Below are 20,128 nucleotides of genomic sequence, written 5' to 3'. Positions count from 1 at the left end.
AAGCCATGACGGTCCGGCGCATCGTAGCCAATATCGGGACGCAGGACGCGGCGGCGGCGAAACGCTTCTATCAGGACGTGCTTGGCCTCGATGTGCTGATGGATCAGGGCTGGATCGTCACCTACGGGTCCGACGAACGGATGCAGGTGCAGATCAGCTTCATGGCCCAGGGCGGCTCCGGCACGCCGGTGCCGGACCTCTCCATCGAGGTCGACGATGTCGATGCGGCGCTGCAAGGCATGAAGGCCGCCGGCTTTGCCGTCGAATACGGTCCGGCCGACGAGCCGTGGGGCGTACGGCGGTTTTATGTGCGCGATCCGTTCGGCCGGTTGGTGAATATTTTGTCGCACAAGTGATTTGTTCCTCCCCCCGCCTCTGGCCACGGCGAGGAACCCAGGTCTTGAGAGGCGGGCGCCGTCGTAGCGTTCTTCATCCCCTTGCGCCGCAAGCTCTTGGCGTTTAGCAAGGCCGCGGTTTCTCCAAACAGCATCGGACGGTTCTCCATGGCTTCGAAAAATCTTCTCCTGCTCGCCGGCGACGGCATCGGCCCCGAGGCGATGGCCGAGGTGAAGAAGCTGATCGCGGCCATGAACGCAAAGCTCGGCAGCGGTTTTGCCACTGATGAAGGCTTGGTCGGCGGCTGTGCTTACGACGCACATGGCGCGGCGATTTCCGACGCCGACATGGCAAAGGCGATGGCTGCGGATGCGGTTCTGTTCGGCGCCGTTGGCGGGCCGAAATGGGACAAGGTGCCTTACGAGGTGCGTCCCGAGGCCGGGTTGCTACGGCTGCGCAAGGATATGGAGCTGTTCGCCAATCTCCGGCCCGCCATCTGCTATCCGGCGCTGGCCGCGTCCTCTTCGCTGAAGCAGGAGGTGGTCGAAGGCCTCGACATATTGATCGTGCGCGAGCTTACCGGCGGCGTCTATTTCGGCGAGCCCAAGCAGATCATCGATCTCGGAAACGGCCAGAAGCGCGGCATCGACACGCAGGTCTACGATACGTTCGAGATCGAGCGCATTTCGGGCGTCGCCTTCGAGCTGGCGCGCACCCGCAAGAACCATGTGACATCCATGGAGAAGCGCAACGTCATGAAATCCGGCGTGCTGTGGAACGAGGTCGTCACCCAGGCCCAGAAGACTCGCTATGCCGACGTCAAGCTCGACCACATGCTGGCCGATGCCGGCGGCATGCAGCTGGTGCGCTGGCCAAAGCAGTTCGACGTCATCGTCACCGACAATCTGTTCGGCGACATGCTGTCCGACATCGCCGCCATGCTGACCGGATCGATCGGCATGCTGCCGTCGGCCTCGCTCGGCGCGCCCGATGTGAAGACCAAGAAGCGCAAGGCGCTGTACGAGCCGGTGCATGGCTCGGCGCCCGACATTGCCGGCCAGGGCATCGCCAACCCGATCGCCATGATCGCGTCGTTTGCCATGTGCCTGCGATATTCCTTCGGCATGGTCGATGAGGCCGACAAGCTCGAAGGCGCAATAGCCGCCGTGCTCGACGACGGGCTGCGGACGAAGGATATTTTGTCCGAGGGCATGACCGAAGTCGGCACTGTCGCAATGGGCGATGCCATCATCGCCAAGTTCCTGGCTTAGCGGCCGACTCAGCGGATCTCGCCGGCCAGCCGTTTCAGCAGGCCGACGAGTTGCGCCTCATCCACGGCTGAGAAAAAAGCAGCGTCGGCGGCTTCGACGGCGACGATAGCGCGCTGGACTGCGGCCGTCCCCGTCGTGGAGACGCGGATCACCTTGGCGCGGGAATCCCGCGGGTTGGTGTCCCGCACAATCAGTCCCTTTGCCTCGAGCCGGGCGACGACGTCCGATGTCATCTTCACCTCGGTGCCGGCCTGGGCGGCGAGCTGCACCTGGTTGGGCGGCTCGCCATAGCGGCCGAGCCACATCGCCGAAGCCAGCAGCACGAACTGGACATGGGTAAGGTCAAGCGGGGCCAGCGCCGCCGTCATGACGCGCTGCCAGCGCATGGTGGTTCGCCAGAGCAGCAAGCCGGGGCTCTCGGATGGTCCGCTGAAGCGCGTGTTCAGATCCCCCCGATCAGCCACCGTTCGCCAACACCCTTGCCTGCTCGAACAGTTTGGCCATCGAAGTGTCGAAATCGCCGCTGATCTGCGGCCCGAGCTCTGGTCCGACCTCGGCGGCCGATGGGCCGGAAATCTCGAGGCGATGAGTCACTTGAGTGCCACCCTCGACCGGCGTCAGCGTATGCCTGAACAGCAGTTTCGTGTCGCCGAACGAGGTCTCGTCGGCATACGTCACAGTGTCGACAAGATCGACGATCGTCGATTCGAAGGTGTCCTGCCCGACGGGCGTTACAGAGACGCGGGTGCCCTTGGCGAACGGGCCGTGCAGCACGAACGTATCGGACCCTTCGTAGGTGAGGCGGCCTTCGTGCAGCGCCTTGAGCGCTTCCAGATGGCGTGCGCCGAAAGGGGGGAAATTGCGGTGTACTCGTTGGTCCACATTTGTCTTGGCTCCATCATCCGTTTTCGATCGTCGATTTGATGAGTGCACAGATTATCTGTGCGCAGACTAAACGGCAAGAGAAATATCTTGTTCGTCCGGTCAAAACAGCAGCTGCCTTCCTGGCTGCGACCTAAGCCATTGTTAAATCGCGGCTGTCCGCAAACAGCCGGCAGTTCATTTCTGGTGCGGTCTAGGCTCCGCCTCCTCCAGGCACCGGCCCCCACTGGTTTTCGTGGGCCTGGGTCGGGATCAATCCGAGTATCAGCGCGAGGATCAGCGTAGCCGGAGCGAACATGAAGGTGATTGCGAAGTAAGGTATTGCCAGCCAGCCGGTCAGGCCGATGTCGTGCAAGCGGCGCACGACGAGCCCGACCCAGGGCAGGAACGTCGCTAGCCAAAACAGCCCCCAGACGCCGATCATCACAATCGGCCAGTTGCCGGCATCGAAATTGCCGACGGCCTGGTCGGCGAGGCCGCCGGCAATTCCGACCAGGATGAAGCTGACGGTCCAGAACAGGCAGTAGCCCCAGAATTCCTTGCGGCGGGCGCGTTCGGCGAAGTTGATGTAGTTGCGCGTCACGCCTCGCCAGAAATAACCCGGCAGTCCGCTATCGCGAACCGCGCCGTCTTCCGCCAGGCGGCCGAAATGCTGTGGCGCGGCTGAAGCGGCAGCCGCCTTGGGCGGCGCGGCGCTTGCCGCTGGCGCAGCGGTGGCGGGACTGGCGGGCTGGGCGCGGATTGAAAAAACGTCGCGCGCCTGACCGCTTGCCGGCAGAAACTCGACCACTGCGCCGTTCGCGATCACGGTATCACGGCGCAGATCCTCGCGCGCGAAGGTGTAGCGGTTGCCGTCCGCCCCGGTGATGAAGCCGAAACCCTGGGCCTCGTCATAGTGAAGAACTTCGCCGCGCATTTAGCCTCGCCCCCGTGTAGGCACAGACTGTTCAAAGTTGCGGCGGACTGCAAGGGGTTGGACGAAATGGAGGGTAAACGGTTCAGGCATGAGTTGCTTCATTTTCCCGTCCGTTGGCGCTGCCCCTCACCTGCCTGCCGGCATCCTCTCCCCGTATAATGGCGGGGAGAGGGGTCGCTGTTATTGACGATTCCGCCAATCGCCAACGTTGCAAGAAGAGCGCCAAGGCTGCGGTCAGCCGTTTCTCCCCGTCACTATACGGGGAGAAACGCCAGGCAGGGCAATGAGGGGCAGCGCCTGCATCTGTAATTGGCCGATAAGAGCCTCAAACCGGCCGCTTCTTCGGTTTCTTGTTCTTCGGCGGTCCAGCCTTGTCGAATTTCGGTTTCCCGGCCCAAGGCTTTGCATCGCCGGCGGGCCGTTCCCGCTTCTCGAATTTCGGCTTGTGTGCGCTTTGCGGCGCCTCGAACGGTCGCTTGCCGCGATGCGGTTTCTTGTCCGGCTTCGGCGCCTGGTAGCCGGCCCGCGACAGGTCGGGCGTGCCGTCCAGGCGCTTCACCACGATGTTGCCCTGCAGCTTCTTGTCGGGGCCGATGGCGGCGAGGAAGCGATCGGCCCAGTCGGCCGCGATCTGCACGTAGGTCTCATCCTGCTGCATCTTGATGGAGCCGATCTCGCGCTTGGAGATGTTGCCGGTGCGGCACAGCATCGGGATCAGCCAGCGCGGCTCGGCATTTTGCTTGCGCCCGATCGACAGCGAGAACCAGACACTGTCGCCGAAGTCGTCGCGCCGGCTTGGCGCTTCATCGCGCTCGAATTTTTCGCCCGCCGGTTTGTCACGCGAAGGCGTGAACGGTGCGACATCCGTAAGCTCCTCGGGCGCCGAGCGGCTGGCGCGGCATTGGCGCACGAAGGCGGCGGCCACCTGTTCGGCGCCATGCTTGGCCAGAAGCGCGTCGATGAAGCCGCGCTCGTCCTCGGCAATCGGCTCTTCGAAGGCTGGATCGGCAAGGATGCGCTCGTCGTCGCGCTTGATGACGTCGTCGGCGGAGGGCGGGCTCGCCCATGTCGCCTTCAGCCCTGCATTCTGCAGCAGCCGTTCGGTGCGCTTGCGGGCGCCGTTGGGCACGATCAGCGCGCTGACGCCCTTGCGTCCGGCTCGGCCGGTTCGGCCGCTGCGGTGCAGCAGCGTTTCGGGATTGGTCGGCAGATCGGCGTGGATGACCAGTTCGAGATTGGGCAGGTCGATGCCGCGCGCTGCGACGTCCGTGGCAATGCAGACCTTGGCGCGGCCGTCGCGCATCGCCTGCAGCGCGTGGGTGCGTTCGTTCTGGCTGAGCTCGCCCGACAGTGCGACGACGGAAAAATTGCGGTTGTTGAAGCGTGCCGTCAGATGGTTGACGGCGGCGCGGGTGTTGCAGAACACCAGCGCGTTCTTCGCCTCGTAAAACCGCAGCACGTTGATGATGGCGTTCTCGCGGTCGGGATAGGCGACATTCAGCGCCCGGTATTCGATATCGAGATGCTGCTTTTCCTCGCCGCCGGCCGAGATGCGTACGGCGTCGCGCTGATAGCCTTGCGCCAGCGTGGCGATCGAGCGCGGCACGGTGGCCGAAAACATCAGCGTGCGGCGCTGAGCCGGTGCGGCATCGAGGATGAATTCGAGGTCCTCGCGAAAGCCCAGGTCGAGCATCTCGTCGGCCTCGTCCAGCACCACGGCTTTCAGCGCCGACATGTCGAGGGAGTTGCGGGTGATGTGGTCGCGCAGGCGGCCGGGCGTGCCGACGACGATGTGGGCGCCGCGCTCCAGCACGCGCCGTTCGGAGCGCATGTCCATGCCGCCGACGCAGGACGCGACGGTGGCGCCGGTCGGCGCGTAGAGCCATTGCAATTCGCGCATCACCTGCAGAGCGAGCTCGCGCGTCGGCGCCACGGCCAGCGCCAGCGGTGCGCCAGCCTGGTCAAAACGTTCGGCGCTTCCAAGAAGGGTCGGCGCCAAAGCGAGGCCGAAGGCGACGGTCTTGCCTGAGCCGGTCTGCGCCGACACCAGAGCGTCGGACTCGCCGAGCTCCAGCACGGCCTTCTGCACTGGCGTCAGCTCGGTATAGCCGCGTTTTTCCAGCGCTTCTGCCAGCGCAGGAACAATAGCTTCGAAATTGGACATCTCACTCTTTCGGAATTCAGGGTCTGGGCTCATCATGGAGCACATGCCGGGGCTGACGCACGCCAGCCAAACACTATTTGGGCGTTCGTACTTCTTGCGGCCGCTATTGTACAGGGCAGGCGTGTGCCTGGCCGCAATTGACTCCTGACGCAAACCGCGTAAAAGCCGGCATCGAACGGGATCATTTTCGATGCGCGGCCTCCTGATGGCTCTTCTTGCCTTCGACTTCCCCGGCCACAATCATGGGGCCGGGCGCGTCGGCGCGTCTTACCGTTCCAGCAAAACCATGGCCAAAAAAACCACCACCACGGTGTGATTCCCTTGGCCTAACCACCCTCTCCCGGGTCCGGCCCGGGGGACGGAACCCGCATTGGCCGGCGGGTTTTCTCCAAAAACCAAGCGGAGAGGGACAGGAGATTTCTGATGAGTTTCAAGGTTGCGGTAGTCGGCGCCACGGGCAATGTGGGTCGCGAAATGCTCAACATACTGGAAGAGCGCGGCTTTCCGGTAAGCGAAGTCGTGGCGCTGGCCTCGCGGCGCAGCCAGGGCACCGAAGTGTCGTTCGGCGACCGTTCGCTGAAGGTCAAGACGCTCGACCAGTATGATTTTTCCGACACCGACATCTGCATCATGTCGGCCGGCGGCAACGTCTCGAAGGAGTGGTCGCCGAAGATCGGCAAGCAGGGCTGCGTCGTCATCGATAACTCGTCGGCTTTCCGCTATGACCAGGACGTGCCGCTGATCGTGCCGGAAGTGAACCCGGATGCGATCTCGCTGTTCACCCGCAAGAACATCATCGCCAATCCGAACTGCTCGACGGCGCAGCTGGTCGTGGCGCTGAAGCCGCTGCACGATGTCGCCACCATCAAGCGCGTCGTAGTCGCCACCTATCAATCGGTATCCGGCGCCGGCAAGGAAGGCATGGACGAACTCTTTACACAGACCCGCGCGGTGTTCGTCGCCGATGGCGTCGAGGTCAAGAAGTTCACGAAGCGCATCGCCTTCAACGTCATTCCGCATATCGACGTCTTCCTCGACGACGGCTCGACCAAGGAAGAGTGGAAGATGGTCGCCGAGACCAAGAAGATGCTCGACCCCAAGATCAAGCTGACGGCGACCTGTGTGCGCGTGCCGGTGTTCATCGGCCATTCCGAAGCCGTCAACATCGAGTTCGAAAAGCCGATCACCGCCGACGAGGCGCGCGATATCCTGCGCGAAGCGCCGGGCTGCCAGGTCTTGGACAAGCGCGAGGATGGCGGCTACATCACGCCGCTGGAATCGGCCGGCGAGGACGCCACCTTCATCTCGCGCATCCGCGAGGATTCGACGATCGACAACGGCCTGTCGATGTGGATTGTCTCCGACAATCTGCGCAAGGGCGCGGCGCTGAACGCGGTGCAGATCGCCGAGCTTCTGGTCGAGCGCGGCCTGATCCAGCCGAAGAAGAAGGCGGCCTGACGGCTGGTTTGTTTTCGCTCACGGGGTTCGGCCTTCGGCCGATTCCGTTTATCGCTCACGGGCCGTATCGCCGCTGCCGCGGCTGGCCCTCCGCGGGGCGCCGGAAAGCCGGCGGCCCGCAGTCGCGGGCTCGGCCTTCGGCCGAAGCCTTCCTTCTCCCCGTTCACGGGGAGAAGGTCCCGGCAGGGGGATGAGGGGCAGCGCTGACCTCTGTTGAGAAACGCCTTTGAACGATCCCACCAAAATCGTGCTCCGCCCCGCCACGGCTTTGGATGCCGCGACCATCGCCATTGTCATGCGGGCCGCACTTGGCTCGTTCTCCTGGATGCCGGTCATCCACACGCCGGATGAGGATATTGCCTTCATCCGCGAGATCGTGCTGTCCCGGCAGCAGGTGACGGTCGCCGAGACCGGCACCGGCATTGTCGGCTTCATTGCCCTCAGCGGCGATTGGGTGGAACAGCTCAATCTCGAGCCCGCCTGGACGGGGCAAGGCATAGGCAGCCGGTTGCTGGTGCAAGCGACGGCGGCACTGCGGATCGTTAAACTGCATTGTTTCCAGGCCAACACCGGCGCGCGTCGCTTCTACGAGCGCCATGACTTTCGCCCCGAGGCGTTCGGCGACGGCACCACCAATGAAGAAGGCCTGCCGGATATCCTCTACGTGCGTCGAGCTTGATACTCAGCCGGCGCTATCCTTGGCCAGTTGGCGCAATAACTCCATCGCTTCCTCGGCCCGCTCAGCGGGCACGAACAGATGGTCATGATAGAAAGCAGAGACCGGATTGACGCCCATGCCGGCGGCGGCCAGCCGGGCGGTGATGGCGGCGAGGAAGCCGACGGTTTCCAGCGAGGAGTGGACGTTCAGGGTGATCATGCGGCAGCGGAAGGCGGACTGCAGCCCGGCGGCCTGGTCTTCGGGCAAGATCAGCGTCGTGCCCTCCTTCTCGCGAAACAGCATCACCGGATTGAGCGTCTCGGGAACCGGTGCACCGGGGACCAGGGTGGCGAAGACATGGACGCCGGGAAGCAGTTCCGGCGTCATCGCCGCCAGCAGCTTTTTCAGATCAGTCTCTCCGGCCATTCGCTCGTCTCTCGCCCAGCCTTATCAATAGCCGTGACTGGTGGATGTCGATAGTCCGTCAAGGTCGAGGGACAGCACCCCCCTCTGCCCTGCCGGGCATCTCCCCCGCAAGGAGGGAGATCGGCGGTTTAGATGCTCCGCTCATTCATGGAACATTGCCGAAACGGTCGAGCGTGTAATCTCCCCCCTTGCGGGGGAGATGGCCGGCAGGCCAGAGCGGGGTGTGAAGGATCGCCACGCAGCGGCTTTTGCTTGCTGCTACCCAAAAAGAATCCGCACCCTGTAGGATCGCCGCCCCATCGCTCGTCCTTGGTCCGAAGCCAGCAAACGGCTCGAACCACTTAGGAGGGAACACCCGTGAGTATTTCTCAAACCATGCCCGTCTCGTCGGGCGCCCTGTGGACCGGCCGCGTGCTCAGCGGCCTCATCATCCTGTTCATGATCTTCGACGGCGTCATCAAGCTGCCGCCGCTCGATGTCGTCACCCAGACCATGGTGCCGCTCGGCTGGCCGGCCGATGTCAATGTCGCGCGCACGCTCGGCATTATCGGGCTGATCTCGACCGCGCTCTATGCGCTGCCCCGCACCTCGGTGCTCGGCGCCATCCTGCTCACCGGCTATCTCGGCGGCGCCATCGCCACAAATATGCGCGTCGGCAGCCCGTTGTTTTCGCACACGCTGTTTAGCGTCTATCTCGGCATCATCCTGTGGGGCGGTCTCTATCTGCGCGACCCAAGCGTGCGCACCCTGATCCCGTTCAGCCGTTAAGCGAGGAGAAAAACATGCTCAGCACCATTCTCATCATCCTGGTCGTCATCATCGCCGCCGTGCTCATCTATGCGGCGACGAGGTCGAATGATTTCGTCACCGCCCGCACCGCCAGCATCAAGGCCGCGCCGGAAGCGATCTTTCCGCTGATCAACAATTTCAAGCACTGGCCGGAGTGGTCACCCTACGAAAAGCTCGACCCCGAGATGAAGCGCACGCTGTCGGGCGCTGATGCCGGCAAGGGCGCCGCCTACGCCTGGGAAGGCAATGCCAAGGCCGGCAAGGGACGCATGGAGATCGTCAATTCCGTGCCATCCTCGCTGGTGTCGCTGAAGCTCGACTTCGAGAAGCCGTTCCGGGCCAACAACAGCGTCGACTTCACCCTGAAGCCCTCGGGCGACACCACCGCAGTCACCTGGGCAATGCGCGGCAGCCGGCCCTTCATTGCCAAGCTTTTGGGCCTCTTCATGAATTTCGATACGCTGATCGGCAAGGATTTCGAGGCTGGCCTCGCCAATCTGAAGAAGGCCACTGAAAGGTAAAACGTCCTGCATTTCAACAAGCTCGGCGGCGGTCGTTACGAATGTGACAGGCGCGCGCACCGCGATCTCTCACGTCATCGGGATCAAATCAGCCGTCTGGGAGTTAGAGCCGTGGCGGCGAGGACGGCGATCCGCGTGAGAGAGGAACGATAATGAAAAGAGCGATGATCATTCTGGTACTGGCGACCGCACTGGGTGCGTGCTCGCAAACCGAAAAGGGTGCCGCGGTCGGCGGCCTCGGCGGCGCGGCGGTTGGCGCAGCTGTGGCAAATGATCCGGTTCAGGGCGCCGTCGTCGGCGGCGCCGTCGGCGCCGTGGCCGGCGCGCTGATCGGCCGTGCCAGCGAAAGCGGTCAATGTCGCTACCGCGGCCGCAACGGGCGCACCTACATCGCCAGCTGCCCCGACGGTTATTGAACACAGCCAGGTCCAACATCGGAAACCGGCGGCTATAGATCGCCGGTTTCGCTGTTGCCTAAGGCAGCTGGACCATGGCTGCCTGCGCTACAGCAATCCCCGGATATGCTCCCAAGCCAGGCGGCCCAGGCGCGTGTCGGCGTCGTCATTGCCGCCATGGGCATGCAGCCTCGAGCGCGGCGTGATTTCGCCCGGCAGCAGAATGCGGTGGCCGGCGTCGGGCACTGAGACGAGGCAGGTGGTCATTGCTGTGTCCTGGCGACGCCGAACGATCGACTGGGCAAAATCCAGCGATGGCCATAGCGCGTCGTCGCCGCCCGCAACCAGAACAATGTCGGCTGAAATAGCTTCGGCGGGAATGGCAGCCTTGGCCGCTGCGTCCTTGAAGGTTTGCAAGGCACGTAGGAAGAGCCGCCGGTAGGACACCAGACCATCGACATACTCAGCGTTCCAAGCGGGATTGCTTGGGACAAACGGCAAAGGAATCCCCTCGAGCGTCCACGACGATCGTTCCGGCCAGCTGACGCCGTCGCGGCCCGGCCCGATATTGCCCCAGACCACCGATGTCGGGCTGATCGCAACCACGAGGCCGATGCGTGGATCGTGAGCCGCCGCAAGCAGGGAGGCCTCGGCGCCTTTCGAGGTCCCGACATAGACGATGCGCCGGCATCCCATCTGGACAAGATAGTCGGTCGCCGCGAAAAACGTTTCGAGCGGGATCTCGCAAATGCCGGGCACCTGACCTTCGCCGCCAAACCATTGCAGCGCGAGAGCGGATGCTCGTTCCTTGGCAAAGAGCCGGGCGCGGGTGACGTCGATGCGGCCGCTCGATCCGCTGAGCACGACGACGCCTGTCGTGGCGCCGGCGCATCGCAACAGCGTTCCGGCTACGCCGCCGAAAAGGGTCTCTTCCGTGACGGTCCGCTCAGTCATCTTTCGTTCGAACGCATATGACATCGCCGCACATTAGCAAAACGGCGGGCACAGGCCCGCCGTTTTGTCGATGCGATGACGCGATGCTTATTCTGCGGTGGCGGCTTCCGCTTCGGCCGGGGCTGCAGCAGCGGCGGCAACGGCGGCGGCAGCGTCTTCCTGGGCCTTCTTCAGCAGAGAGGCGCGTTCCTGCGCCTTCTTGCCGGGCTCGGCCTTCTTCGGGTTGGAGCGGGCTTCGCGCTTGAGGAGGCCGGCCTCATCGAGGAAGCGCAGCACGCGGTCGGTCGGCTGGGCGCCGTGCGACAGCCAATGCTTGACGCGGTCGGCGTCGACCTTGACGCGCTCGCCGTCCTTGGGCAGCAGCGGGTTCCACGAGCCGATCGACTCGATGAACCGGCCGTCGCGCGGCGAACGGGCGTCGGCGATGACGACGTGGTAGTAAGGGCGCTTCTTCGAGCCCGCACGGGCCAGTCTGATCTTCAAGGGCATTTCATTTCTCCTAAAATTTCTGATCTCAGTGTTGGGTTAATGGCTTTGTCTGGTGCAGGTCGTTGTCCCAAAACCGCTGCGCACTTTTGGGCGACATGCACTTTGTTAGCCGGTTTTGCTTGCGCCGTTGGACGCGGCGATCTGCTCGTGATGGCGGATCACTTCGCGGACGACGAAGTTGAGGAATTTTTCCGCGAAATCGGGGTCGAGATGAGCGTCCTTCGCCAGCTGGCGAAGGCGGGTGATCTGCTCCTGCTCGCGCGCCGGGTCGGCGGGCGGCAGGCCATGCTCGGCCTTGAGCACGCCGACCGCCTTGGTGCAGCGGAAGCGCTCGGCCAGCATATGAATGAGGGCGGCGTCGATGTTGTCGATCGAGGCGCGATAGCCGGCCAGGATGGTGCGTGCGTCGGCTATGTCTTTTTCTTCGTTCATAGCGTCCTCACTTCTTCTTTCCGAGGCCGGGCAGACCACCGCCGCCAAGGCCGGGAAGCTTCATGCCGCCGGGCAGACCGGGCAGGCCACCGCCGCTCGGGGTGGGCGGGCCCTTCATGCCGCCAAGGCCGGGCATCTGCTTCTGCAAGGCTTCGAGCTGCTTGGGATCCATCTTGGAGAGGTCGGGCATGCCGCCACCCATCATGCCGCCGGGGCCACCCGGCATCATGCCGCCGAGGCCCATCTTGGAGGCAAGGCCGCCCATCATGCCGCGCATCAGGCCGCCCCCTTTGCCCTTGCCGCCCATCGCCTTCATCATGTCGGCCATGCCGCGATGCATTTTCAAGAGCTTGTTGATCTCGGCCGCATCCGTGCCTGAGCCGGCGGCGATGCGCTTCTTGCGCGAATGTTTCAGCATGTCCGGATTGGCGCGCTCGGCCTTGGTCATCGACGAGATGATGGCGAGTTGGCGGCCGAACATCTTGTCGTCGAGGCCGGCGGCCGCCATCTGGTCCTTCATTTTGCCCATGCCGGGCATCATGCCCATGATGCCGCCCATGCCGCCCATTTTCGACATCTGCTGAAGCTGGCCGGCAAGGTCGTTCAGGTCGAACTTGCCCGACTGCATCTTTTTGGCCATCGCCGCCGCCTGCTCGGCGTCGATGTTTTCGGCGGCCTTTTCGACCAGCGAGACGATGTCGCCCATGCCGAGGATGCGGTCTGCAATACGCTTGGGGTGGAATTCCTCCAGCCCGTCCATCTTTTCGCCGGTGCCGATCAGCTTGATCGGCTTGCCGGTGACGGCTCGCATCGAAAGCGCGGCACCGCCACGGCCATCGCCGTCCATGCGGGTCAGCACCAGGCCGGTGATGCCGACGCGCTCGTCGAAGCTTTTGGCAAGGTTGACGGCGTCCTGGCCGGTCAGCGAATCCGCGACCAGCAGGATTTCGTGCGGGCTCGACATCTTCTTGATGTCGGCCATCTCCACCATCAGCGGCTCGTCGATATGGGTGCGGCCGGCGGTGTCGAGGATGACGACGTCGTGACCGCCGAGCTTGGCTGCCTGGACGGCGCGCCTGGCGATGTCGACCGGGTTCTGGCCCGCAATGACAGGCAGCGTCGCGACTTTGACCTGCTCGCCGAGCTGGCGCAGCTGCTCTTGTGCCGCGGGCCGCCGCGTGTCGAGCGAGGCCATCAGAACCTTCTTGTTCTGGCGCTCGGTCAGGCGCTTGGCGATCTTGGCCGAGGTCGTCGTCTTGCCGGAGCCCTGCAGGCCGACCATCATGATGACGACCGGCGCCGGCGCATTGAGGTCGATGGCGACGCCCTCGGCGCCGAGCATGTCGACCAGCTCGTCATGGACGATCTTGACGACCATCTGCCCGGGCTTGATCGACTTTACGACAGCCGCGCCGACGGCCTTCTCGCGCACCTTGTCGGTGAAGGAACGCACCACTTCCAGCGCAACGTCGGCTTCGAGCAGCGCACGGCGCACCTCGCGCAACGCCGCCGAGACATCAGCCTCCGACAGCGCGCCGCGGCCGGTCAGGCCGTTCAGGATGGAGCCAAGGCGCTCCTGAAGTGATTCAAACATTGGTCAACCCGCCGCCCGAGAGCGCCTCGGATTCATGGTGATCCCTGTCGGGCCGATGGCCCTCCACGCCTCTTGTGCGCTCCTGCAGCGATTCAAACATTCCGTTTCCTTTTTCTCAGGCACCCCGATGGTGCCCGAGAGGTAGTGCGTTCGCGCCGCTCATCCAAGCAAAGCTCAAAACCAAAAAGCACCCGGGGGCGCTCAGCGCTGCCGGGTGTTGGCCTCCAGGATCTGTTTACAGCACCCACCTCAAAAGGTTTTGGCGTCCTGGTCGGCTTGCTCAGAGGGATACTCGTCGCGGATTTCGGGGCTGTAGACAGGAAATCGGCCGAAGAGTCAAGACAAGGGCGGCCTCCCGGTCTCTGGATCGGTCCCTGTTTAGTTCACCCTGCACCCCGAGGGTCGGCCGTAACCTTCAGCGGCGAGCGCGGGTGCAGAAGCAGCAGGATCGTCAGCAAGGTGCAGACGATACCGATGGCGGCGATGATGACGGCATCCGTCGTCGTCCAGTCCGGACCTTCCAGCGGCTTGGCGTTGAACAGGGCGAAGGAATTGTAGTTCTCCTGATGCGAGATCAGCAGGAAGCCGGTGAGATTGTTGCCGAGATGGGCGCCGAAGGCGGCGCCGAGATTGCCGGTGACATAAACCACCAGCGTCAACAGCAAGGCGAAGGCGGCGATCGAGGCCAGCACGCAGGCGTTGATGGCGGGGGTCGAGCCCGGGCTCCAATGCAAGGAGGTGAACAGCAAAGCGGGCAATAGCGCCCACACGTAAGGGCTCTCGAAGCGCCTGGCCAGGCCGCGCAGCAGATAGCCGCGAAACAGCATCTCCTCGGACGAGGTCTGCAGCAGGGTCAGCGCCACGATCGGGAGCAGGAACAGCAGCCAGGTCGACAGGTTGATCGTGCCGCGGGCGATTTCGGGCTGTAGCCAGTAGAGCAGGATTTCGGAAAGCGCCGATGTGATCAGCACCGCGACCAGGCCCTTGAGGAAGCCCGACAAGGACACGCGGCGACTGGCGCCGAAAAGCGCCGAGAGCGGCTCGCCATGGACGAAACGCATGGCAAGCCAGAGGCCGAGCCAGATGCCGGTAAACGAGGTGAGTGCGGTGAGTATGCCGATGGGCGAGGCCAGAAAGCCCTGAAGCGGCCCGCGCGGATCGTCCGGCAATACATGCCAGACGATCGCGACATAGGTGCCGCCAAGCACCACAACCAGGGTGATCGCCACCCAGAACAGGACGACGACTGCCGTTCCAATTATCAGCCGCGGCAGGTTCGTCTTTTCGGTGGCCGTGTTGCTATAGCGCTCGAAGGCGGCTGAATCTGATATCACGCGAGTTCCTCTGCCGAACGCATCGGGTCGCATGATCTAGGGGATCGTCGGCTCTCGCGCAATTGCTGCTGTTCAGCGACCCTTTTGCCGCCCTCAGCCTCGGCAGGAGGGCGGCACGAGTTCACTTGTCATTCTTTCCAGGCAAAATCAGCGCACGACGTACATGATGCGCCGTGTCTGCGGGTCGACCAGCGCCTGCTGGCCATTCACATAGACGTAGCGGTAGCGGTAGTCGGGGATTTCGCGTAGTTCGACCGTGTCGGGCAAGGTAGCACCGGTCACCACCTCGCCCTCGAGATAGACAGGATCGAGCCGGTGCGTGCTGACATAGGTGCCGACTTCCGCCGGTGGCCTGTCGATGGCGTCGACGGGGCCGTCGTCGGGCAGAATCGCACCGGTATAGGTATCGGGATAATCATCCTGCGGCGGTGTAACCACGGTGATGGCGGCGTCGGCGGGGCGGCGTGTCAGAACGACCCGGTTGCCGCCGAAATCGGCCGTGACATAGTCGGAATAGACCCAGCCCTGGCCTCCGGCTTCGGCAATGGTGCACCATTTGCTGTTTTCGATGCAGCCATTGAGCGTCGCCGACTGGCCGGCGGCGAGCACGCCGATCACAGGATATTGCGGGCCGGGGCCGGCGCGCACATTAAGGTCGGTGACGGCCGAGACGGCGGTATCGGCGAGTGCCGCACCCGACATCGCGACAAGCGCCCCGGCGACGGCCGGAAACAATATGCGTCTCATGTTTCTCTCCCTTTCATGGTCCCTCGCGACACCAAACGAAACCAGAGCGCATGCGTTCCGGCTAAAATACCGACGCCAGCTCACGATTTGTTCCGGTTTCTTTCGGCAAACCGGTCAAAAGCTCATGCACGAAGCTGAGTTTCTGTGCCGTCACGTCCGAAATGACGAAGGGATAGAGGTCGGGCAGGCCCATGCAGCGGTTGATCGAGTTGGAGGCTTCCGAGAGTACCAGCCAGCGGGCGAGAATCTTTCCGAACGGCTCGGGCACCGCGTTGGGTTCCGCGGGCGCCGCCTGCAACCGGCCGCCGGTGTCGCCTTGCGGCAGCACATTGGTCTCCATTGTCTCAAGCTGGCCGAGTGGAAAATTCAGCGCGTGCACCATCTCCAGCGTGTCGGTGATGTGGAGATGGTGCGCCCAGGTCTCGGCCCAGTCTTCCCATGGATGCGACGTCGCATAGGCGGAGATGTGGTTCTGCTGCCAGTCGGGCGCAGCGCCATTGGCGTAATAGGCCTTCAGCGCCTGCTCGTAGTCGGGGCGTTCGTCGCCGAACAGCGCCCGGAAGGCATCGAGCCGTTGCGGCACGTCGCGGATGAGCCGGTCCCAGTAGTAGTGGCCAAGCTCATGACGGAAATGACCAAGCAGCGTGCGGTAATTTTCGCCCATCTCGACGCGCCGCCTCTCGCGCTCGGCCGAGTCCGCCTCGGCGACGTTGAGCGTGATCAGGCCGTTGTCGTGGCCGGTAAGGATGCGTTCGCCGCCGGGACCGCCGCCGATCGGATCGGCAATGAAGTCGAAGGCGAGGCCGATTTCGTCGCCGTGCTTGTGCTTGGGCGCGACCGGAAGGCCGAAGGCGAGCAGCGAATAGACGGCGCGCTTCTTGGCCGCCTCGACGCGAATCCAGCGGCGGCGGTTGCCGTCGACGGAGAGGTCGGGGATCAGCTGGTTCAGCAAGCAGGCGCGGCAGTAGGTATGGCCCGGTTCGGCCATCCAGTTGCAGGCGCATTCATCCGCATTGGTGCAGTGGAAGATGCCGTCGACGTCAGACAAGGCAAAGCGCGCATGCTCGGGATCGTAAAGCACGAGACTCCCGCAATTCAGGCACTGCGCATTCTCGAAGTAGAGGCGGTGGCCGCAATGCGGGCAGTCGAACAGTTTCATGTCGATCTCGATGCGTCAGGCGTTGGCGTATGGCGTCAGAGGAGGAATATGGTGCGGAGCGGCGCCTCGCCCAAACGCCCGCCACGGGCCGCCGTTCCATGCCCCCGTCACCTCTTTTTACCCGAGCAGCGAATTCGCCTGCCCGGCACCGGGCGTTTCGGCCACAATAAGCACTTGATCGTAAGCAAATTCCGCTGCATTGGCCAGGGTAGCGCCGGGGGTACGGTGACAATGGCGCGTTTCGCTGGCAAGTTCGCAACCGGGACGTGATTCAGGCAATCAGGAGAAAAAGCATGGCATTGCTTGCCAAGGGAAAGATTATTGCTGCCGCGGTGGTCGCGGTACTTGCGCTGGCGACGGGCGCGCAGGCGGCGGCCAGCTGCGGCAAGACCGGCGCGGGCTTCGAGGCGTGGAAGCAGGACTTTGCCGCGCAGGCCAGGTCCGAAGGTGTCGGCGGGAAGGGTCTGGCTGCTCTGGCCGGTGCCAGCTACGCGACAAAGACAATCTCCGTCGACCGCGCCATCCACAAGGCGTTCAGCGGTTCGGTGGACGCCTTCATGAAGCGTCGTGGCGGAGCTGCGATCATTTCCAGGGGCCGTGCGCTGAAGAAGTCGAATGCAGCGATGTTCGACAGGATCGAGAGCAATTACGGGGTGTCGCCGGGCGTGTTGCTGGCCATCTGGGGCATGGAAACCGGCTTCGGAGCCTCCCTGGGCAACCAGAACACGGTCTCCGCCATTCTGACGCTTGCCTATGATTGCCGTCGCCCGGGCTTCTTTTACCCGCATGCCATTGCGGCGCTGAAGCTGGTCGATCGCGGCGCGCTGAGCGCCTCGTCGGTCGGCGCTGCGCATGGCGAGATCGGCCATACGCAGTTCCTGCCCGGCAATGTCCTGAAGTATGGCGTCGGCAACGGAAATCTGCGCGACAAGGCGACGGCCTTGGCTTCGACGGCCAACTTTCTCAAGGCTCATGGCTGGCGGGCGGGTGCGAGCGCGAGTGCGAATATGGGGGCCATCGCCGGCTGGAATTCCGCCAGCGTCTACCAGCAGGCCATCGCCCAGATCGCCGACGCGATCGACGGCGGCTGATAGAAATATCCAGATCGAAGAACGGAAAGCCCGGCCATGCGCCGGGCTTTTCTGCAAGGACTGGAGCTTTTGGCGGTCAAACCGTTCAGCAGCCGAGCGGCTACCCGCCTTTTATGACCTTCCAGATGTCCGTGGACTGGTCGAACTGGAGGCGGTTTATGTCGGAGAAGGTCAGCCGGCCGGTCTTCATGGCATCGACAAGGCGGCGGCACAGCAGTGGCGGCATGCGCTCCAGGGAAACGCCCATAAAAGCGGCGATCTCGTGTTTGGCCGATATATTCGATATGGCCACCTTGCTGACGCAGCGATCGAATGCCGCCTCGGGATCCTGTCTCACTTGCTCCTGCCCAGTCTGGCAACCGGCCAGCATGACGACCATTGCAGGCAGGGCCACAAACCACGGCTTCATTGTCAGCTGCCCCCATCGATTGTGAGGAGGCTAGATAAGGGCCCGAAAAGATCAAGCAGGAAAAGCACTGAGTTCTTTGCCGCCGCTCTATTTCTTTGTTTTTACGCAGTTACGGACGAAGTCGGGCATGCTCTTTCTCGAATTGCTCGATCGTTGGCGCAAATGCCGGCTGAGCGCCTGGGCTCTCAATAATGTGCGTAGCCGCTCAACGGGCACTTCTGGGAAATAGGAACCTCGAAGGCGCCTTCAGTACCTTTGCAGCTCCGGAATTTGGAGTTGCGCAGCACCGGCGCGGCCCTGGCAGCCGCCTTTGACTTGCCCTTGATGACCAGCCATATCTCGGTCGGCAGGTCTAGCTGCACTCTGTTCAAATCGGAGTAGCTGATCCGCCCGCTGCGTACGCCTTCGATGATACGCTGGCAGAACAGGGCCGGCATGCGCTCCTGCGAGACGCCCATGAAAGAGGCGATTTCGTGCTTGAACGTGATGCTCCACAAATGGACTGCGGAGATGCACCCGTCCTGCTCGCGTTTCGCGGCCGCCTGCGAGGACTGGCATCCGGTAAAGACGATGGCCGCCGCAAGCATGAGAAAAATGGCGTTTTTCACGATCAGAATCCCTCGTCCCGCGAAGGAATTTAGATGAGGCTTTTAAAAGGTCAAACGGAAACCATGTCAGCCAGCTTGGCCTCTTATATTAGAGGTATCAAATAAAAACCCTGCGTGACCGCCGGGTTTTCCTGGAACACTAGTTTGGTTCACCCTTGCGGCTCCTTGCCGCCAGCGTCCTCAGCCGCAGCGCATTGAGGCGGATGAAGCCGGCGGCGTCCTTCTGGTCGTAGGCGCCGCGGTCATCCTCGAAGGTGACCAGCGCGTCGGAATAGAGCGTCTTCTTGGATTTGCGGCCGGTGACCATGACATTGCCCTTGTAGAGTTTCAGGCGCACCGTGCCTTCGACGTCTTCCTGGCTCTTGTCGATCATCGCCTGGAGCATCAGCCGCTCGGGCGAGAACCAGAAGCCGTTGTAGATCAGCTCGGCGTAGCGCGGCATGAACTCGTCCTTGAGGTGGCCGGCGCCGCGGTCGAGCGTGATCGATTCGATGGCGCGGTGGGCGACGATCAGGATGGTGCCGCCGGGGGTCTCGTAGACGCCGCGCGATTTCATGCCGACGAAGCGGTTCTCGACCAGATCGAGCCGGCCGATGCCATTGTCGCGGCCAAGATCGTTAAGCGCCGTCAGCATGGCGGCCGGCGACAGCTTCTTGCCGTTCAGTGCAATCGGATCGCCCTTCAAGAATTCGATTTCGATCTCGGTGACCGCGTCCGGCGCGTCCATCGGCGAGACGGTGCGCTGATGGACGAATTCCGGCGGCTCGCTCCACGGGTCTTCCAGCACCTTGCCCTCGGAAGAGGAGTGCAGAAGGTTGGCGTCGACCGAGAACGGCGCCTCCCCCCGCTTGTCCTTGGCCACCGGGATCTGGTGCTGCTCGGCGAAGTTGATCAGGTCGGTGCGCGACTTGAACGACCAGTCGCGCCAGGGCGCGATCACCTTGATGTCGGGATTCAGCGCATAGGCCGACAGCTCGAAACGCACCTGGTCGTTGCCCTTGCCGGTGGCGCCATGCGCAATGGCATCGGCGCCGACCTCCTGGGCGATCTCGACCAGGTGTTTGGAGATCAGCGGCCGGGCGATCGAGGTGCCGAGCAGGTAGGTGCCTTCATAGACGGCATTGGCGCGAAACATCGGGAAGACGAAGTCGGCGACGAATTCCTCGCGGACATCGACGACGCGGATATCCTTGATGCCCATCATCTCGGCCTTCTTGCGCGCCGGCTCCAACTCGCCACCCTGGCCGAGATCGGCGGTGAAGGTGACGACTTCGGCGCCGAGCTCGGTCTGCAGCCATTTCAGGATGATGGAGGTGTCGAGACCGCCGGAATAGGCGAGCACGACCTTCTTGACGTCTTTTGTCTTGGGCATTGCTGGGGACATTTTGACGGTTCCGCGATGAGTTTCGCGGGCGAGGTATCACGGCATTTCCGGCCAGCGCAAGGGATGAACGGGCTCCGGCCGCCGCAGCCGCTGGACCAGATGCCACGCCAG

Annotated in this window: 24 protein-coding genes; 9 read left to right on the top strand and 15 right to left on the bottom strand. The window is 63.2% G+C overall.

What is annotated here, in order from left to right:
• Nucleotides 1-5: 5 nt before the first annotated feature.
• On the top strand, nt 6-356 hold the full coding sequence (locus NKJ58_RS01970) for a VOC family protein (protein ID WP_023671691.1): 351 nt from the start codon (nt 6-8) through the stop codon (nt 354-356).
• Between the two features lie 147 nt (nt 357-503).
• Nucleotides 504-1,607 (top strand): 3-isopropylmalate dehydrogenase, encoded by a 1,104-nt coding sequence (gene leuB, locus NKJ58_RS01965; RefSeq protein ID WP_352519395.1) that lies wholly within the window; start codon nt 504-506, stop codon nt 1,605-1,607.
• 8 nt (nt 1,608-1,615) lie between these two features.
• Here the strand turns inward: leuB and NKJ58_RS01960 are convergent, their stop codons facing one another.
• The 4 genes from NKJ58_RS01960 to NKJ58_RS01945 all read right to left on the bottom strand — a co-directional run bounded on the left by NKJ58_RS01960 (nt 1,616) and on the right by NKJ58_RS01945 (nt 5,569).
• Complete coding sequence (locus NKJ58_RS01960) at nt 1,616-2,014, bottom strand: MarR family winged helix-turn-helix transcriptional regulator (protein WP_245259985.1); 399 nt, start codon at nt 2,012-2,014, stop codon at nt 1,616-1,618.
• Nucleotides 2,015-2,063: 49 nt separating this feature from the next.
• The gene (locus tag NKJ58_RS01955) at nt 2,064-2,489 is read right to left on the bottom strand and encodes an SRPBCC family protein (RefSeq protein WP_352852743.1); all 426 of its coding nucleotides are present in this window, start codon (nt 2,487-2,489) and stop codon (nt 2,064-2,066) included.
• Nucleotides 2,490-2,682: 193 nt separating this feature from the next.
• Entirely contained in the window at nt 2,683-3,405 is a 723-nt protein-coding gene (locus NKJ58_RS01950; protein ID WP_023687653.1) for a DUF805 domain-containing protein, read from the bottom strand.
• 325 nt (nt 3,406-3,730) lie between these two features.
• Nucleotides 3,731-5,569, bottom strand: coding sequence for a DEAD/DEAH box helicase (locus NKJ58_RS01945; protein ID WP_352497740.1), 1,839 nt, complete (start codon nt 5,567-5,569; stop codon nt 3,731-3,733).
• Between the two features lie 190 nt (nt 5,570-5,759).
• Between NKJ58_RS01945 and NKJ58_RS01940 the strand changes: the two genes are divergently transcribed.
• The 3 genes from NKJ58_RS01940 (at nt 5,760) to NKJ58_RS01930 (ending at nt 7,706) form a co-directional block, all read left to right on the top strand.
• Nucleotides 5,760-5,885, top strand: coding sequence for a hypothetical protein (locus tag NKJ58_RS01940; protein ID WP_023671697.1), 126 nt, complete (start codon nt 5,760-5,762; stop codon nt 5,883-5,885).
• A 107-nt stretch (nt 5,886-5,992) separates the two neighbouring features.
• Nucleotides 5,993-7,027: an aspartate-semialdehyde dehydrogenase gene (locus tag NKJ58_RS01935; protein WP_023671698.1), complete on the top strand. Its 1,035-nt coding sequence runs from the start codon at nt 5,993-5,995 to the stop codon at nt 7,025-7,027.
• Between the two features lie 226 nt (nt 7,028-7,253).
• Nucleotides 7,254-7,706, top strand: coding sequence for a GNAT family N-acetyltransferase (locus NKJ58_RS01930; protein ID WP_352519393.1), 453 nt, complete (start codon nt 7,254-7,256; stop codon nt 7,704-7,706).
• A gap of 3 nt (nt 7,707-7,709) precedes the next feature.
• Here the strand turns inward: NKJ58_RS01930 and NKJ58_RS01925 are convergent, their stop codons facing one another.
• On the bottom strand, nt 7,710-8,111 hold the full coding sequence (locus tag NKJ58_RS01925) for an ACT domain-containing protein (RefSeq protein ID WP_023826861.1): 402 nt from the start codon (nt 8,109-8,111) through the stop codon (nt 7,710-7,712).
• A gap of 357 nt (nt 8,112-8,468) precedes the next feature.
• On the opposite strand from NKJ58_RS01925, the gene NKJ58_RS01920 reads away from it, so the two are divergent.
• From NKJ58_RS01920 to NKJ58_RS01910, 3 genes are all read left to right on the top strand, one after another.
• Entirely contained in the window at nt 8,469-8,879 is a 411-nt protein-coding gene (locus NKJ58_RS01920; protein ID WP_031197130.1) for a DoxX family protein, read from the top strand.
• Between the two features lie 14 nt (nt 8,880-8,893).
• The gene (locus tag NKJ58_RS01915) at nt 8,894-9,421 is read left to right on the top strand and encodes an SRPBCC family protein (protein ID WP_023752732.1); all 528 of its coding nucleotides are present in this window, start codon (nt 8,894-8,896) and stop codon (nt 9,419-9,421) included.
• 152 nt (nt 9,422-9,573) lie between these two features.
• Entirely contained in the window at nt 9,574-9,837 is a 264-nt protein-coding gene (locus NKJ58_RS01910; RefSeq protein ID WP_023687657.1) for a YMGG-like glycine zipper-containing protein, read from the top strand.
• A gap of 87 nt (nt 9,838-9,924) precedes the next feature.
• Here NKJ58_RS01910 and NKJ58_RS01905 read toward each other — a convergent pair whose 3' ends face one another.
• The 7 genes from NKJ58_RS01905 to NKJ58_RS01875 all read right to left on the bottom strand — a co-directional run bounded on the left by NKJ58_RS01905 (nt 9,925) and on the right by NKJ58_RS01875 (nt 16,525).
• Nucleotides 9,925-10,770, bottom strand: coding sequence for an acyl-CoA thioester hydrolase/BAAT C-terminal domain-containing protein (locus tag NKJ58_RS01905; protein WP_352759653.1), 846 nt, complete (start codon nt 10,768-10,770; stop codon nt 9,925-9,927).
• A gap of 87 nt (nt 10,771-10,857) precedes the next feature.
• Complete coding sequence (rpsP, locus tag NKJ58_RS01900; RefSeq protein ID WP_023671705.1) at nt 10,858-11,259, bottom strand: 30S ribosomal protein S16; 402 nt, start codon at nt 11,257-11,259, stop codon at nt 10,858-10,860.
• Nucleotides 11,260-11,364: 105 nt separating this feature from the next.
• Entirely contained in the window at nt 11,365-11,691 is a 327-nt protein-coding gene (locus NKJ58_RS01895) for a chorismate mutase (RefSeq protein WP_352759650.1), read from the bottom strand.
• Nucleotides 11,692-11,698: 7 nt separating this feature from the next.
• Nucleotides 11,699-13,285, bottom strand: a complete 1,587-nt coding sequence (ffh, locus tag NKJ58_RS01890) for a signal recognition particle protein (protein WP_023671707.1) — start codon at nt 13,283-13,285, stop codon at nt 11,699-11,701.
• Between the two features lie 383 nt (nt 13,286-13,668).
• Nucleotides 13,669-14,619, bottom strand: coding sequence for a CPBP family intramembrane glutamic endopeptidase (locus NKJ58_RS01885; protein ID WP_352813306.1), 951 nt, complete (start codon nt 14,617-14,619; stop codon nt 13,669-13,671).
• Nucleotides 14,620-14,766: 147 nt separating this feature from the next.
• Nucleotides 14,767-15,366, bottom strand: a complete 600-nt coding sequence (locus tag NKJ58_RS01880; protein WP_023715744.1) for a DUF1236 domain-containing protein — start codon at nt 15,364-15,366, stop codon at nt 14,767-14,769.
• A gap of 61 nt (nt 15,367-15,427) precedes the next feature.
• Nucleotides 15,428-16,525: a zinc-binding metallopeptidase family protein gene (locus NKJ58_RS01875; RefSeq protein WP_023715745.1), complete on the bottom strand. Its 1,098-nt coding sequence runs from the start codon at nt 16,523-16,525 to the stop codon at nt 15,428-15,430.
• A 293-nt stretch (nt 16,526-16,818) separates the two neighbouring features.
• Between NKJ58_RS01875 and NKJ58_RS01870 the strand changes: the two genes are divergently transcribed.
• Nucleotides 16,819-17,616, top strand: coding sequence for a lytic murein transglycosylase (locus NKJ58_RS01870; RefSeq protein ID WP_023671711.1), 798 nt, complete (start codon nt 16,819-16,821; stop codon nt 17,614-17,616).
• 100 nt (nt 17,617-17,716) lie between these two features.
• On the opposite strand, the gene NKJ58_RS01865 is transcribed toward NKJ58_RS01870, so the two are convergent.
• The 3 genes from NKJ58_RS01865 to NKJ58_RS01855 form a co-directional block, all read right to left on the bottom strand.
• Nucleotides 17,717-17,995 (bottom strand): hypothetical protein, encoded by a 279-nt coding sequence (locus NKJ58_RS01865; RefSeq protein WP_023671712.1) that lies wholly within the window; start codon nt 17,993-17,995, stop codon nt 17,717-17,719.
• Between the two features lie 215 nt (nt 17,996-18,210).
• On the bottom strand, nt 18,211-18,633 hold the full coding sequence (locus tag NKJ58_RS01860) for a hypothetical protein (protein ID WP_245275380.1): 423 nt from the start codon (nt 18,631-18,633) through the stop codon (nt 18,211-18,213).
• Between the two features lie 139 nt (nt 18,634-18,772).
• Nucleotides 18,773-20,005 (bottom strand): argininosuccinate synthase, encoded by a 1,233-nt coding sequence (locus NKJ58_RS01855; RefSeq protein ID WP_023715747.1) that lies wholly within the window; start codon nt 20,003-20,005, stop codon nt 18,773-18,775.
• Between the last annotated feature and the right edge of the window lie 123 nt (nt 20,006-20,128).

Origin of the sequence: Mesorhizobium sp. M0139, from assembly GCF_040322455.1 — a bacterium.
Taxonomy (GTDB): Bacteria; Pseudomonadota; Alphaproteobacteria; order Rhizobiales; family Rhizobiaceae; genus Mesorhizobium.
The sequence above is the reverse complement of the archived record's forward strand: the minus strand, read 5'-3'. Positions and strand labels throughout refer to the sequence as shown.